The organism is Flavobacterium sp. N1719, assembly GCF_025947045.1.
GTDB lineage: Bacteria > Bacteroidota > Bacteroidia > Flavobacteriales > Flavobacteriaceae > Flavobacterium > Flavobacterium stagni.
The window spans coordinates 41,312-59,803 of record NZ_CP109993.1 but is presented as its reverse complement, the minus strand read 5'-3'; the positions used below and the strand labels follow the sequence as shown (position 1 = coordinate 59,803).

The 18,492-nt window shown below is 39.8% G+C and carries 3 protein-coding genes; all 3 read left to right on the top strand.

The genetic code is table 11. The features are described from left to right. Positions 1-145 precede the first annotated feature (145 nt). Entirely contained in the window at positions 146-9,862 is a 9,717-nt protein-coding gene (locus OLM45_RS00130; protein WP_264510949.1) for a fibronectin type III domain-containing protein, read from the top strand. 448 nt (positions 9,863-10,310) lie between these two features. Beyond that, the gene (locus OLM45_RS00125) at positions 10,311-14,462 is read left to right on the top strand and encodes a T9SS sorting signal type C domain-containing protein (RefSeq protein ID WP_264510947.1); all 4,152 of its coding nucleotides are present in this window, start codon (positions 10,311-10,313) and stop codon (positions 14,460-14,462) included. A 301-nt stretch (positions 14,463-14,763) separates the two neighbouring features. Then, positions 14,764-18,384 (top strand): T9SS type A sorting domain-containing protein, encoded by a 3,621-nt coding sequence (locus tag OLM45_RS00120; RefSeq protein WP_264510945.1) that lies wholly within the window; start codon positions 14,764-14,766, stop codon positions 18,382-18,384. The last annotated feature ends 108 nt before the right edge of the window (positions 18,385-18,492 follow it).

Sequence of the window (18,492 nt, the reverse complement as noted above, 5' to 3'; positions counted from 1 at the left end):
TAAAAAAGGTTGTACATCGATTTTGTTTGAAATGTTAAAAAAACCGCTTGAAGAAATGGTTTTTTCACTTAATTTTACCACCCCCTAATTGAACTCATTTTCAATAGGGTATCAATTAGAAGTTACTCTAAAACTAATATGAATTATGGATAATTATTACCCAGCTTCAAATCAAAATCAATTCCAATTTCGAGGATTGAAAAAGTTGTGTACTGTTGTTGCACTACTTTTTTTAAGTGTGATGTCTTACGGACAAACTCCTTCTGTGTTGTATACAAGTTTGTCTAGTACTACACCTGCTCCTAGTAACTCTCGTTTTACATTGAATACAATGTCAGGAGTGTTTAAACAAGTTCGTTTTCAAGCAAATCAATCCGTTGCCTCTGGGGGATCTACTTGGGCATTTCACCAAGGTTCAACAGGAGCTCCAGATTATTCTAATAACTGGAGACCCTATACAGCCAATAATGTATTATCAGCCAATACCTATATTCCAGTTGGTTTTGCGAATGGTGCACGATATAATAGTGGTGGAGGTGGAGCTGATGGTCAATTGCCGGCAATTACCAATGGTAATTATTATACTTTTAATGTGACCAACAATGCCACTGCAGATAATATCATGCAGTTGTTGGAAACTACATACAATCCGGTTTCTGTAAGCAGTGTAACTCAAACTGCGGGAACTTTTGGTTCTCGTTTGGTAACGATTACCACTTCGGGAACACCCAATGCGTCAGAAAATATATATGTTCGTTACAGCACGAACAGCTACACGTCTTCTACACTGGTTCAAGCTACTGGTTCGGGTACTACTTGGACAGCAACCATTCCGTGGCAAGCTTCAGCTGTGAGTTTTTATGTGTATACAAGTAACAAAACATTATCACAAATTAATGGTGATGTTACTACTTATGGGCAAACCGCTCATGATATGTCGACATTAAATTTAAATAATAACAGTGGATCCAATTATTCTTGGACACCAGCTACAGGCGCCTATATTGTTACTTCAACAGGGGGTACTTCAGCTAACACAGCAGTAGGTTATGCTACATTAACTACAGCAACAACAGGATTATTTGCTGTATTGAATGCTGGTTCAGTGCATACGGGTACAGTAACTGTTTTAGTAACTGCCAATGTCACTACAGAACCCGGAACTACAGGGTTAAATAACTCTGCGGCTTGGACTGCCTTAACGATAAACCCCAATGGGGCAAGAACTATTAGTGGTACTGTGGCAGGAGCTTTAATCTCCCTAAGTGGTGCTGATAATGTAACAATAAATGGGTTAAATGCGAATGGAAATTCGTTAACAATTTCCAATTTATCAACGGCAGCTACTTCTGGAACTTGTACGTTTTCATTTACTGGCGATGCAACAAATAATACGATAACGAATTGTACAGTATTAGGTTCTTCTACAGTTCCAGTAGGTACAAATGGAGGGACAATATTTTTTGGTGCTAGTGCGGTGACCGTTGGTAATGATAATAATACCATATCCAATTGTAATATAGGTCCAGCTGGTGCAACCCTGCCTTCAAAAGCTTTTCACTTTGGAGGGACAAACACCACTTCAACATTAAACAACAGTGGTGTTGTTATTAATAACAATAACATTTATGACTATTTTCTGGCTGCAGCACAAAGCACGGGTATTTATGTAACTACGGGTACTACAGATATTAGCATTACTAATAATAAGTTTTATCAAACGGCTGCGCGCACTCAAACTACTGGTGCAAATCACTCTGCGGTTTACATAGTAAATTCAAGTGGTAATAATTATACAATTACAGGAAACACAATTGGATATGCATCTTCAAGCGGTACAGGTAATTATACAATAACTACAGTATCTGGAACAACATTTTATCCAATTAATATCAATACAGTAGGAACAACAACTGCCAGTACAATTTCGAATAATACCATTCGGAATATTGCAATTTCAGGGGCGAGTTCCGGAACTGGTAATACAGCCTCTCCATTTATTGGTATTCTTGTGAATACTGGATTGGCTAATACCAATTCAAATACCATTGGAGATATGGCTTCAACAGGAAACATTACCTATACTTCAAGTTCGATTTCCTCTTCTGAGATTTATGGTATGTACAATTTTAGTTTAAGCAACTGGACATCTAATTCCAATAATATAGGAGGTTTTACTGTATCGAATTCAAGTACGGGTTCTGTTTTGTTTTACGGATTACGTTGTAACACATCAAGCACTGCAACTTGGACTTGTAATAATAATGTGATTGGTGGAACTGTGGCAAATTCTATTAACAATACGAGTACTGCAACAGGTTCTTTATCAAATGGAATTCTTAATACTCTTTCTATTGGTTCTTTTACAGGGAATATTATCCGCAATATGACCATTGCAGGAGGAACTGGGGTGAATGCTTCAGCTTCAATTATTGGTGTTAGTATTCTCCCTTCTACAAATCATACCGTTACTCAAAATCAGATTTACAATCTAACCAATTCAAATTCGGGGGCTACTGCTGTATCGGTAATTGGAATTCGCAACGGATCTACATTGACAAATAGTTTTACTAGAAATAGTATATACAACCTTACAGCTAACACATCTGTTCCTTCAAGTATAAGTGGTATAACTATGGGAGTTGCTACAGGTACAAATACTATTACTAATAATATGGTTCAACTCGGATTTGATGCCAATGGAGCAGCAATAACTGGAGGACATTCGTTCATAGGTCTAAATTCAATTGGAGCCACTAACAACTTTTATTTTAACAGTGTATATGTTGGAGGTTCAGGTGTAACAGGCACCGCGAGCTCCTCCTGTTTTGTATCTAACGGTGCAACCACTCACGTGATAGATGTTCGCAATAATATCTTCTTTAATGCGCGCAGTAATGGAACGGGGACAGGAAAACATTATGCTATTAATTTTATTATTAATCCAAATACTAGAACGACCAATTATAACGATTACTTTGTTTCAGGAACAGGTGGATTGATAGGTTTCCTTACCTCTGATCGAACAGCATTAGCAGATTGGCAAACTGCAACAGCACAAGATGCAAATAGTGTAAGTGGTAATCCTCAATTTATTTCACCTACTTCGGCAACACCGGATTTACATATACATGCTACTAATCCTACACCCGTCGAAGCCTCAGGTGTGAGTATAGCTACGGTTACCGACGACTATGATGGACAAACCCGTTCGGGTTTAACTCCAACCGATATGGGAGCGGATGCAGGTAATTTTGTAACTTCAATTGTTCCATGTACTACACCAACTGCTCAACCCACATCGTTGACTTTTTCATCTGTTACTACCACTTCATTATCAGGGTCATTTACGGCGGCAAGTCCGGTACCTTCAGGCTATATTGTAATTCGTAGTACCGCATCAACTTTGTCAGGAAATCCTGTGGATGGTACTACTTACACAGCAGGAAACTCTTTGGGAGGTGGAACTGTAATTATTCCATCAGGTACAACATTTACGGATTCTGGTTTAACTGCTGGAACAACGTATTATTATTTTGTTTTATCTTATAACAGTACATCTTGTACAGGTGGTCCAAAATATTTAACCACTTCTCCATTAACGAACAGTCAAGCTACGGTTTGTTCGGCAGCTACTGGTTTAGCGGCTGGTACGATAACCTCAGGAGGTGCCACTTTAACTTGGACAGGTACTGGAAACTACATTGTAGAATATGGTGCTACAGGATTTACCCCAGGTACAGGTGCAACTGCGGGTACAGGAGGTACAATTGCAACAAGTACGGCTACTACACCATATGTTTTATCTGGTTTAACATCAGCCACAACTTACGATGTGTATGTGCGTCAAGTTTGTCCAGCTGGAGGTTTATATAGTGCCAACTCAACTAAAGTAACTTTTACAACTTTACAAACACCGGCTACACTTCCTTATACACAAAACTTTGCTACTAATGATTTTAGTTTTGTGAACGGTGCTGCTACGAATAAATGGGTTTATGGATCTGCTGCAGGGAATCCCGCCAATGCGTTATATATTTCTAACGATAATGGAGTTACCAATGCTTATACACTTACATCGGCGAGTATAGTTCAAACGTATAGAGATATTGCAATACCCGCAGGAACAACATTGACCACCTTATCTTTTGATTGGAAAGCCAATGGGGAATCAACTTTTGATTATTTAAAGGTTTGGTTAGTACCTGTTACATTCACCCCTACTGCTGGTACTGCAATTACTGCAGCTGCAGGAAGAGTTCAATTAGGAACCCTTTACAATTTGCAATCAACTTGGCAAACGTATACCAACACTGCTTTAGATTTATCAACATTTGCTAATACTACGATGCGTTTGGTGTTTGAATGGACCAACGATAGTTCAGCGGGTGCTCAAGCACCAGTTGCGATTGATAACGTTTCACTTTTCGTTCCAACTTGTGTTTCGCCAACTATTGCTGCAACAACGAATATTGCATTGACTACTGCTACGATAAACTGGACAGCACCAACGACTGCTCCTAGTGATGGGTATAATTATGAGATCAGAACTTCAGGTGCAGCAGGCAGTGGGGCAACGGGATTAGCATTGTCTGGTTCAGTTGCAGCAGGAATTTTAACTGCCAATGTTACAGGCTTAACGGCAGCTACGGCCTACTCGGTTTATGTTCAGTCTAATTGTGGTGTTAATGGTACAAGTATTTGGACAACTGCGGGAACGTTCACAACAGCTTGTGATATACCAAATAATCCAACTATGTCAGCATTTACTTCTGTAAGCGCTACTACAATTACAGTAAACTATGCCGCTGCTTCACCAGTACCTACTGCTTACGTAGTATTTAGAAGTACAAGTGCTGTAGCTCCTACACCTGTTAACGGTACAAGTTACACTACAGCGACCAATTATACATTTGGAGCCAATACGTACCGCTGTTTAGTTAATGGTACGGGTCTAACTTTCGCGGATACAGGATTGACAAGCAATACAACTTACTACTATTATGTGTTTTCAAGAAGCAATACAAATTCTTGTTTTGGAGCTCCATGGTATTCTACAGGTGTATCTGCTAGCCAAACCACATGTCCAGCGGCACCAACTGCATTTGTAAATTCTAATATTACAGCTAATGGTGCTACAGTTTCATGGACTGCTTCTGCAGTGGGAGGTAATGCGGCCTCAATTTCATATAGTTTAGAAGTTACAACTGATGCAGCATATACTTTGCCAATTTTAGGTTCACCTTTCTCAGTTGGAACTGCAGTGTTTTATGACTTGACAGGATTGATTCCTTCAACAACATATTATTATAGAGTAAAAGCAAACAATGGAGTATGTGATAGCGCCTATTTGAGCGCTGGTACATTTACTACTTCCTGCGTTGCTGTAAATGTGCCTTATAGTCAAAATTTTGACAGTGTAACAGTACCTGCAATGCCAACATGTTTTACCGTTGTGAATTCTAATGCGGACGCCTATGCATGGGTTACCTGTACAAGTACGTCACTTGGGAACACGACAGCTATTACTCCAAACTCAGGACTAAATCAAGCTGGTGTTCGATATAATGCTTCATTGGCAACTGACGACTGGATGTTTATTCCAGGTGTTAATTTAACAGGAGGTGTATCTTATCGTTATTCATTTTATGCAAGAGGTTATACAGGATTGACAGAATTGTTTGAAGTGAAATATGGTACATCACCTACGGCAGCTGGAATGACTAATGTAATTGCATCGTCTACAGCGATAACGGGAGGTGTGGCTTACACTAAATATACGTATGATTTCACACCGGCAACTACAGGAGTATATTATATTGGTATACATGGTATGAGTACAGCAAATCAATGGTATTTGTTTGTGGATGATATCGCATTAAATTTATCTCCTGATCCAATCACTGTTACACCATCTTCAGCTACAATTTGTAATGGGGATACAACTTCATTAACAGCGTCTAGTGTAGCAGCATATACATACACTTGGTCACCAGCTACAGGTTTAAATACCACATCTGGAGCTACTGTAAATGCAAATCCAACAACAACTACTGTTTATACCGTTACCGGTACATTGGGTGCAGATTCAATAACTAAAACGGTAACAGTTACAGTTAACCCAGCACCTGGATCCGTAAATGTAAATTTAACAAGTGCCAATGTTTGTAGTGCTGATGTTACCACATTGACCGCTTCCTCATTATTGCCAGCTACGTTTACTATTGGAACAGCTGCAGCTTCGTCTGTAGCTGCGAATACCCCCTATCGTCAGGCTGTATCTTCTGCCAATCAATCCCGTGTGCAATATTTAATAACTAAAGCGGAGTTAAATGCAGCAGGAATTACCTCTGCTTCAAATATTACTTCATTAGCCTTTACGGTGACAACTGCCGGTTCAGGGACAATGTCTACCTACAGTATCAGTATGGCGCATACCAATTTAACGGCATTTTCTGGTACCACTTATCAGTCAACCGGTTTCACTACTGTGTACAGTGGTACAAATATATTACCTGTATTAGGTGTAAATACCTATACATTTGACACTCCATTTGCATGGGATGGGAATTCGAATATTATAATAAACGTTTGTCACCAAGGTACTGGCGGTACAACTTCAGTAGTATCAGTATCAACTCCTACTGCAGTTAGTACTATGTCAGGAGGTGGAGCTTCTCAATGTACAGTGAATACTGGAGGAACTACCAATGCCAATAGACCTATGATGATTTTAGGAAGTTTTATATCAACTCCTATCACATGGTCTCCGACAACTGGTTTGTTTACTGATGCTGGAGCAACTACCGCTTACACAGGGGCATCTGCTAACACAGTTTATGCAAAGCCAACTGTAAATACGACATATACTGCAACTGCAACTATTGGTTCATGTTCGAAAAGTGCTACTAGTTCAATTAGTTTGAAACCAGATACAGTAATTGTAACACAACCGCAATCTCAAACAGTTTGTCAGTCAGATGCGGTAACATTCTCCGTTGTAGCAGCTAATTCTCCAAGTGGTTATTTGTACCAATGGAAAAAAGATGGCAATGTTATTACAGGTGAGACGAATTCAACATATACAATTTCGAACGTAGCTTTAGCCGATGCGGCCACCTATACGGTTGAGGTATTGGGCGAATGTGGCGGTGTACTCATTTCGAATGGTGCAGTATTAACCGTTAACCCAAGTTTACCAGCTTCTGTTGCTATAGCTGCATCCTCGACTTCAATTTGTCCAGGTGATGCAGTTACGTTTACGGCTACACCAACCAATGGTGGTACATTGCCAACTTACCAATGGAAAGTCAATGGTACGGATGTGCCTGGCGAAGTGTTGAGTACATTTACGACGTCAACATTAGTAAACGGAGATCAAGTTACCGTAGTGATGACTTCTAACGCAACACCATGTTTGACAAATTCACCGGCTACTTCGGATACAATTACGATAACAGTTAATCCAACATTGACAGCTTCTGTTGTTATTTCAACAGCTTCAACTACCGTTTGTACTGGCAGTGCGGTTACATTTACCGCAACACCAACTAACGGAGGAACATCACCAACCTACCAATGGAAAGTGAACGGTTCCGATGTAGTAGGGGAAACGAATGCAACATTTACTACAAGTACATTGATGGATACCGATATTGTTACTGTGGTGATGACTTCGAATGCTACGCCATGTTTGGCAGGTTCACCAGCATTATCCAATGCATTAACTATTACTGTTACTCCATCTACAGTAGCTTCAGTAGCTATTGTTTCTACAGCAACTACGATATGTTTGGGAACTTCAGTAACCTTTACAGCAACCCCAACGAACGGCGGCACAACGCCTTCGTACCAATGGAAAGTAAATGGAAACAATGTGGGTACTGATAACGATATTTTCACCACAACGGCTTTAGCCAATGGTGATGTGGTAACGGTTGAAATGACTTCCAATGCGACACCTTGCTTAGTGGGGTCGCCAGCTACCTCGAACAGCATTACTATTACGGTAAATGATTTAGCAGCTGCTACGATTTCAGGGACTAACGGACCGGCACTTTGTCCGGGTAGTGATGTTACCTTTACCGTAACAGGAACAACGAATGCTATTTTGTATTATAATTTAAATGGAGGAGGTACTGCGTTTACCGTGTTAACAGGAGGTTCTGCTACCATTACTGTTACAGGAGCGACTTCAACCCAAACCTTGAATTTAGTATCTGTTGACAATGGAATTTGTCCAGTTACTTTGTCTGAATTCGCTTCAGTTACAATTGAAACAACTACATGGGATGGTACTGCATGGAGCAATGGTGCGCCTTCAGCAACCAAAGCAGCCATCATTGCGGGTAACATGACCATTACTTCTAATATGGAGGCTTGTAGTTTAACTGTAAATAACAATGCTGTGGTTACGGTAGCTTCAGGTTATAATGTAACCTTACAAAATGCGATTACAGTTGCTTCTGGAAGTAGCTTTACGGTGAATAGTAATGCCAACTTGATTCAAGTGAATCCAGCGGCTGTAAATAGTGGAAATATTGTGGTGAAACGTACGACAAACCCATTAATGCGTTTGGATTATGTATTGTGGGGTTCACCAGTAGCGGCGCAGAATATCTTTAATTTCTCTCCGTTGACTTCGGTTAATCCAACCATTCGTTTCTATTCGTACAACAGTGCAACCAATACATATAATTTTGTTTCGGATTATGCAACTCACATAATGAATGTTGGAAAAGGCTATTTGATTCGTTTACCGTTCAACCACCCAACGGCACCTGCTACTTGGACGGGTTCGTTTACCGGTGTGCCTAACAACGGTACGGTAACGGTTAACTTAGCGAATAATGGAGCAGGATTCCGATACAATGCGGTAAGTAATCCGTATCCTTCAACTTTAAGTATGGCACAGTTCTATGCGGATAACGTGAATAACATTGAGCCTACCTTGTATTACTGGAGAAAGACCAACAGTACGTTAAATCCTTCGTATTGTTCGTACAACTTATTTACCGATACATTTACTGATAACGGTCAGCCGTTTACAGAAAATCCAAATGGTGCTATTCAAGTGGGACAAGGGTTCTTTGTAGAAGCCAAAGATGCTTCAACCAGTGTCGTATTTAATAACGGGCAACGAATTGGTAACAATGCCAACCAAATGTTCCGTAATACAGTACCAAGCGCACAAACCATCGAGAAACACCGTATTTGGTTGAATCTTACCGGAGCGGCTGGCGAGTTCTCTCAAGCCATGGTGGGGTATTTCACGGGTGGTACTCTGGGTGCTGATGCTACTGATGCGAAGTTCTTTAATGATGGTACTGCGGTGTTGAATTCAAAAATCAATGGCGCAGAATATATTATGAATGGTCGTCCAGTGCCATTTGATGCGTCGGATATTGTACCGATGAACTTGAAAGTAACTACTGCGGGTACCTATACCATTGCTATCGATCACAAAGACGGATTGTTTGCGGATACAGCACAAGATATTTTCTTGAAAGATAATGAAACGTCAACGTATCACAATTTGAACAATGGTCCGTATACTTTCACTGCGCAAGCCGGTGCTTTTGAAAACCGTTTTGAATTGGTGTATCAGAATGCATTAGGAACAATCGATCAAACATTAGATGCAACTGCTTTTGCCGTGGTAAAATCCAACGGTAAAGTAAGTGTTAAAGCCAATACTACACTAGAAACCGTGTCTATCTATGATATTCATGGCCGATTAATTACACAAGTTACGAATGTGAATGCACAAGAAGTAACGGTACCGGTGCAAGTTGCGGACCAAGTTTTACTGGTTCAGGTAACTAATACCGATAAGAAAACAGGAGTGAAGAAAGCGTTATAAAAAATAACTCCCGTTAAATTAGAGCGAGAAAGAGCTGTCATTTTTGACAGCTCTTTTTTTGTAGGAAATAGTTTTAAAATAATTTTTAAAACTAAGAAGCGAATTGTTACGTATATGTATTAAAAATGTTAAAAGTTTGCGACCTCAATTACAGTACGTTATGCTATAAATGCTAAAATACTTACAAAAAACAAAGCTTGATTTGTAAGTGTTTTAGCGGGTTATTGCGTTAAAACACTGTAAATCAAAACCTATTAGGTGTTTGCTTTTAAGTTTTAGCCCTTTTTAGTCTCGGTTAAAAGAGAAAAATGTCGATGAAAATCAAAAAAAAAACTTAAAAAGTGGTCTTTATCGAGTTTTTGTAACATTTACCGTATGTTTGCGAACTTTAAACTACACCCGAATTAATTTTGTATTCAAATCGCTCTAATTAATTTATATAACGCAAATGGAAAAAATGTACACACAATTATCGAAGAGATGCTGTTATTTGTTTTTGTTGTTTTTGTTTTTTGGCAATGTGGGTCAACTTATGGCTCAGTCATCAACTTACAATGCTGATGGAACTTTTACAGCCCCACACAACACAAGTTCAGTTACTGTAGAGTGCTGGGGAGGTGGAGGACGTGGTGGATCCACGGCAAGTAACGGAACAGAAACTGGTGGAGGTGGAGGTGGTGCTTATGCCCGCAAAAATGCACAAGCAGTGACTCCTAATTCAAATTACACGGTTGTAGTGGGTGTTGGTAGTACAGGAACAACTGCTGGTGGTGATTCTTATTTTAACACCGCAGCTACTGTAATGGCCAAAGGAGGGAACTCAGTAGCCAATAATACTGCAGGTGGAGCAACCGGTGGATCTGCAGCTGCTTCAGTTGGTGATGTTAAATTTTCAGGAGGTAATGGAGCTAATGGTTCTAATGGTAACAATGGAGGCGGCGGCGGATCTTCTGCCGGAACTGCTGCAAATGGAACAAATGGAGGAAGTCCGGCTGGAGGTGTAGCGCCGACAGGTGGTGGAAATGGAGGAGCAGGACGTTCTGGAAGTAATGGAAATGGTAACGCAGGAAGTATTCCAGGCGGCGGTGGCGGTGGCGTACTATCGGGTAACACAAACAGTAGAACGGGTGGAGCAGGAGCGAATGGTCGTGTAGTCGTTTCATGGACATGTTCCAATGTATTGACATCAGGTACAGGTACAAATAATCAAACCATTTGTTTTGGTAGTGCGATTACAACCATTACGTATACATGTTCGGGTGCTTATGGGGCTACTTTTGCAGGATTGCCAGCTGGGGTTACAGGAACCTACACAGATGGTTCAATAGTAATTTCTGGAACTCCTACAGTTACGGGGGTATTTAATTATACCGTAACTCCTACAGGCAGTTGTACATCTTCGATAGTAACAGGTACGCTTACTGTGAATCCAAAGCCTACAGATGTTACAGCTACTGCAAGTCAAAGTTCAATTTGTGTGGGTAGTAGTGTAAATTTAACAGCTGCTGCTAATTCTAATATTTTCTCAACTCCAATTACTGTTTTTTCTGAGAATTTCAATGCAGGAACAAATAGTTGGACCTTAACCAATACTGGTACAGGTGGTACACCTGCATTAGCGGATTGGACTTTGCGTGCAAATGGGTATACAGTAAGTTCTGAGACTTTCAATAGTAATGATGCTTCACAGTTTTACATGTCCAACAGTGATGCACAAGGAAATGGATCTACAACTGCAACGATTCTTCAATCCCCTGCATTTAGCACTGTGGGAATGAATTCTGCAAATTTAACTTTTTATCATTACTACCGCTATAATGGTTCAGAAACTGGATTAGTTCAAATTTCTACCAATGGTACAACTTGGACAACGCTTTCGGGTCCCTATACAGCTACTCAAGGTACTTCTACCAATTTTAGTTTGGTGACTTTGAATATTAATGCTTATATCAATCAACCAACCGTTTATGTTCGTTTCAAATACGATGCAAGTTGGGATTGGTATTGGGCAGTTGATAATGTTACAGTAAGTGGTATTTCTTCTACACCAGATGATTGTACCTATGCATGGACTTCTTCTCCAGCTGGGTTTACTTCTTCGCTTAAAAACCCTTCAGGAGTTACGCCATCTGTAACTACAACGTATACAGTTGTTGCTACAAACGCGTTAGGTTGTTCAACATCGGCTTCAACAACGGTTACGGTAAATAATTACGTAACAGCATCAGTGAATATTGCGGCTTCTCAAACTACAATTTGTGAAGGTACAAATGTAACTTTTACTGCAACACCGACCAATGGAGGAACAACTCCATCTTATCAGTGGAAAGTAAATGGAAATAATGTGGGTACAGATAGTGCAACGTATGCTTCAACTAGTTTAGTTAATGGTGATGTAGTTACTGTGGTGATGATTTCTAATGCAACACCATGTGTTAATGGTACACCTGCTACATCCAATAGTATTTCAATGACTGTAATACCGAGTTTGCCAGCTTCTGTAAGCATTGCAGCTTCAACTACTACCATCTGTGAGGGAACTTCGGTCACGTTTACGGCTACACCAACTAACGGCGGTACAACACCTTCTTATCAGTGGAAAGTGAACGGCAATAATGTAGGTACAGATAACGCTTTGTATACGACTACCGCATTGCAAAATGGCGATGTAGTAACCGTAGTGATGACATCCAATGCTTCACCGTGTTTGACGGGTTCGCCTGCGACATCAAACAGTGTAACGATGACAGTAAATCCATTAGCGTCAGCGAGCATTACAGCCAGTAACGGTCCGTCCCAATGTTATGGAAGCGATATTAGCTTTACGGTAAGTGGAACAACCAATGCGATTTTATATTATAATTTAAATGGAGGAGGGACTCAATTTACCATATTAACCGGCGGTTCAGCAACCATTACGGTAACGGGTGCTACGGCCTCACAAACCTTAAACTTGGTATCGGTAGACAACGGTCAATGTCCGGTAACCCTTTCGGAAACGGCTACAGTTGCTGTAAATACCACAACTTGGGATGGAACATCATGGAGTGATGGTACTCCAGATGCTACCAAGGCTGCTTTTGTAACGGGTAACTTAACCATTGCAAGTAACCTTCAAGCATGTGCGTTAGTGATTTCAAACAATGCTATCGTTTCGGTGGCTTCGGGATCGAATGTAACCTTAGAAAACGCGATTTCAGTAGCTGCAGGAAGTAGCTTTACGGTGAATAGTAATGCGAACTTGATTCAAGTGAATCCGAATGCGGTGAATAGCGGTAACATTGTAGTAAAACGTACATCCAATCCATTGATTCGTTTGGATTATATTTTATGGGGTTCACCGGTGGCGGGGCAGAATTTGTTCAACTTTTCACCGCTGACTTCTGTAAATCCGAATATTCGATTCTACCAATATAATCCTGCAACAAATATTTACAATTCAATTGCTGACTATGCTACGCATACTATGCAAGCGGGTAAAGGGTATTTGATTCGTTTACCGTTTAACCATCCTACGGCAGCAGCAGTATGGAACGGATCGTTCACGGGAGTTCCTAACAATGGAACTTACAATGTAACTTTAGGAAATAACGGTGCTGGATTCCGATACAATGCGGTAAGTAATCCGTATCCCTCGACGCTAGATATTGCACAATTTTTCAGTGAAAATGCTTCAAACGTTGAGCCTACTTTGTATTTCTGGAGAAAAACCAACAATGCGACCAAACCTTCGTATTGTACTTGGAACATGGATACGGATACATTTGTGGATAATGGAGAAGCCTACACCGAATCGCCAAATGGCATTATCCAAGTGGGACAAGGATTCTTTGTAGAAGCAAAAGGCAGTGCGACATCTGTAGTATTCAACAATACCCAACGTGTGGGTAACAATGCCAACCAAATGTTTAAATCACAAGGTGTTACTACACAAAATGCAGAAAAACACCGTATTTGGTTGAATATTACCAGTGGGAATGATTTTGCACAAGCAGTAGTAGGTTACTTCAGCAATGGAACTTTAGCGGCAGATGCTACGGATAGTAAATTATTTAACGATGGGAATTTAGCATTAACTGCGCCTATTAATGGAGAGCACTATATTGTGAATGGTCGTCCAGTACCTTTTGATGCAGCCGATGTAGTACCCTTATCTTATAAAGCAACTACAGCTGGTACCATGACAATTACTATTGATCATGTGGATGGGTTGTTTGCAAGTGGTACACAAGACATATACCTCCATGATTTGACGAATAATACATATAACAGTTTGAATCAAGGGCCTTATGTGTTTCAATCTCAAGCAGGAACCTTTACTAACCGATTCGAATTGGTGTATCAAAATGCATTGAGTAATCATGCGCCTAGTCTATCTAATTTAGATTTTCAAGTGATTCGAACTCAAAATGTCATTCGTGTTCAAGCCCAAGAAATGATAGATCAAGTTTTAGTATTTGATTTACAAGGACGTTTAATTACCCAATTAAAAAAATTAAATCAGCAACAAGCTATTTTATCAGGTGTCTCACAAGATCAAACTTACTTAGTTCGTGTAGTCACAACATCGGGTAAAACAGGGGTTAAAAAAGTGATGTAATTTTAATACTATCCGAGTACAATTAACAAGCCTCTCTAGATTTTCTAGAGAGGTTTTTTATTTTATGTAAGAAAAAAATTAAGAAGTATAGGTGTAAAAATGTATTCATCGTCAATAAACTGTATTTTGTCGAAATAAAAAACTAGACAAATGGAAAAATAATCCGATAAAATTTGTTAAATTTTGTAAAAATGGCTTTTTAACGATTTTATTTTTAAGATATCGTTTTCTTTTTATCAGATAACTAGATGGTTATAGTTTTGCCTTGTACCCCAATACATCGTAAAACAAGTTTAAAAAAATGAAAACAACAGTACAAAACTTAACCTCGTCTTGGATTAATCTTATTTTTCTTTTAATGCTAACAGCATTGACGAATCCAACTAATGCGCAAACAAGAACTTTTACCTCTTCAGGTTCATTTACTGTACCTTTTGGTGTTACTTCAGTCACTGTAGAGTGCTGGGGTGGTGGAGGCCGTGGTGGTTCAACAATAAGTGATGGAACCGAAACCGGCGGCGGCGGCGGCGGCGCATATGCGCGTAAAAACTCGATTACTGTAATTCCTGGCAACACATACACAGTAGTGGTGGGGGCTGGAAGTACAACTACTGCTTCAGGCGGTGATAGTTATTTTATAAATACTACTACCGTACTTGCCAAAGGTGGTTCTTCAGGACAAAATAACAGTTCTTCTGGTGCCAATGGTGGACCTGCTTCCTCTTCTGTAGGAGATGTGCGTTGGAGTGGTGGTCGTGGTGCTAATGGTACAGACACAAGTAATGGTGGCGGTGGTGGTTCTTCAGCAGGTACTACAGCTAATGGAACCAACGCTTCAGGAAGAACAGGTGCAACAGCTCCAACTGGAGGTGGAAATGGCGGGAATGGAAGAAATAGTTCGAATGGAAACGGTTCTGCGGGTATCTCTCCCGGTGGTGGAGGTGGTGGAGTTCGTTCAGGAACCAATGATAACCGCACTGGAGGTGCTGGTGCAGCAGGACAGGTTGTTATTAGTTGGACTTGTGCCTCTACGCTTACTTCAGGAGCGGCTAGTGCTAATCAAACGGTGTGTTTGGGTTCTGTAATTACACCTATTACTTATAATGTTTCAGGAGCCTATGGCGCCACATTTTCAGGATTACCTTCTGGAGTTACAGGAGTTTATACCGATGGAAGTATTGTGATTTCTGGAACACCTACACAATCTGGTGAGTTTAATTACACAATTACCCCAACAGGCGGTTGTAATTCATCCACGTTAACTGGAAGAATTGTAATTAATCCAGCTCCTACACAAGTGAGTGCAGTAGCAAGTAGTACTGCAATTTGTTTGGGTTCTCCTTTGAACTTAATTGCAGGGGCAACTTCAAATTCAAATCCGAATGTTACCATATTAAATGAAAATTTTAATGCTGGTACTTCCTCATGGACTACAATAAATAACAGTACTTTAGGTACGCCAAGTGCTGCAGCATGGACTTTACGTCCGAATGGTTTTGTAGCCGGTACAGAAACTATAAACAGCAATGATGCATCACAGTTTTTCATCAGTGATAGTGATGCGCAAGGTAGTGGAGGTACTAGTGCTACAATTTTACAATCTCCTGCTTTTAGTACAGTTGGATTAAACGCTGCAACCTTAACTTTTTACCATTATTACCGTCATTTAAGTGGACAAACTGCCTTGGTTCAAATTTCTACAGACGGAACTAACTGGACTACTTTAGCTGGAAATTACACCGCTACTCAAGGGTCAGCTACTAATTTTGCTCCGGTATCTATTAATCTTAATGGGTACGTGAATCAACCTACGGTTTATGTTCGCTTCAAATTTGATGCGACTTGGGGATGGTATTGGGCAGTGGATAATGTAATGGTTACTGGAGTAATGACCAATGTTGAGGCAACCTATTCATGGACTTCTTCTCCAGCGGGTTTCACTTCAAACTTAAAAAATCCAATAGGATTGTTACCAACTGAAACGACTACATATACAGTAACAGCTACTAATTCTTACGGCTGTTCTTCAAGTGCTACAGTAACTGTAGTTGTTAATCAACCGTTAACTTTTAGCAATTTAACTGCAGATGCCAATGATATTTTAGCCAATGCTACAACAACGGTTCGTGCAAATGGTGTATCTGGAACAAATGCCAATGTATCTTGGTTTACTGAACCGAATGGTAATGGAAACTTTTTAGGAACAGGTACTGCATTAAATAATGTAGGTCCTGGTAAATATTATGCGCAAATTACAGGGTCTTGTGGTACAATGATTGAACAATCCATTGAGGTATATGGATTAAGCAGTTGGACAGGTGCGGTTAATACACTTTGGAGTGTAGCAGGAAATTGGGCAGAGGGAGTAGTGCCTAATGCGTATTGTAAAGTAACTATCGGGACAGGTAAAACTGCTGAGGTTCTTGAACAAGATGCTACAGCATACAGTTTGACTATCGCTGGAAATGGTGTTTTGACCGTTAAATCAGGAAAAAATATTACAGTAACGAATGCCATTTCAACCGTAAATGCTACCAATTTAATTGTAGAAAGTAATGCTAATTTAGTACAAGTTGATGCAGTTGCTAATACCACGGCTATTACCGTGAAAAGAAAATCAGCCGCTTTAAAACGTTTGGATTACATTTTATGGTCATCACCCGTTGTGGGTCAAAATGTATTGGCTTTTTCACCCTTAACATCGGTAAGTCCAACCTCACGTTTCTATACTTACAATACAGCATTAAATACGTACAATTCAATTGCGACTCCAAGTGCAGTTAATTTTGATGTAGCCAAAGGGTATTTAATTCGTGTGCCTAACAACCATCCTACAGCAGCAACCATTTGGAATGGACAATTTGCTGGAGTTCCAAACAACGGTAATATTACCTATACATTGACCAATTCAGCGGATGCTACAAAACGTTACAATTTAGTAGGGAATCCCTATCCATCAGCGATTAGTTTGTCAAAATTTATTGATGCAAATCAAAACAATATCAAAGGAACAGTATATTTCTGGAGAAAAACCAACGGAGCACCTAATAGTTCGTACTGGGCCATTTCAAAATACGGCTATTCTTCCAATGGAGAAGGGGTAAATCCCAATGGAATTATTCAAGTAGGACAAGGCTTTATCGTTGAAGCTAAGGCAGATGCGACACAAGTAGTGTTCACCAATGACATGCGTGTTTTGGATAATGCAAACCAAATGTTTAAAACAGGTGCCAATGCTACACAATCCCAATTGGGTCAAGAATCAGATCGTTTTTGGGTAAAAATGACAAGTGCTACCGGTTCATATTCACAAATTATGGTGGGTTATTTTCCAGAAGCTACAAATGGTTTGGATGCTGATATTGATGCCAAACAAATTGCGGATGGCGACATCTTATTAAGTACAGTAGTAAATACTGAAAACTATGCGATTCAAGGACGTGTTGCACCTTTTGATGCAGCTGATGTTGTTCCCATGAATTATACCGTAACTACAGCGGGAACGTACACACTTTCTCTAGATGCTTTTGAAGGTACTTTTAATGGAAATACAACCGTGTTTTTAAAAGATAATGTTGCAGGTACAATGGTTTCTTTACAAGATGGAAATTATACATTTACTACTGCTGCAGGAAGTTTTGCTAACCGTTTTGAGTTGCATTATCAAACTTTGTTAGGTCAAGTAGAATTGCCACAATCGGAATCAATTGGAATCAAATTTGTGAAAGGTAATTTGAAAGTTAATGTTGAAAATGATACTATTGATGAAGTTCAAGTATATGATTTAAACGGTAAAAAAGTAGCGACTTCAAAAGGAATTCACGCCGCTCAGTTTGAAATGAACAGTTTGCCAAAATCTACGGTATTGATTGTAAAAGTCAGTACAGAAAATAAAGCAGTTGCGGTACGTAAAGTAATGTAATTGAAAAATATAGCAGCGTAGCTGTTAACTTGTTAAAACGATGAATAAAGCCTGCTTATGCGGGCTTTATTGCATTTTGTCGAGGTTTTTACGATTTTATCGAATACA

Bases quoted from the DNA above. Each gene is read 5' to 3' on its own strand.
- OLM45_RS00130 (WP_264510949.1), top strand. From the start codon at position 146: ATGGATAATTATTACCCAGCTTCAAATCAAAATCAATTCCAATTTCGA.
- OLM45_RS00125 (WP_264510947.1), top strand. From the start codon at position 10,311: ATGGAAAAAATGTACACACAATTATCGAAGAGATGCTGTTATTTGTTT.
- OLM45_RS00120 (WP_264510945.1), top strand. From the start codon at position 14,764: ATGAAAACAACAGTACAAAACTTAACCTCGTCTTGGATTAATCTTATT.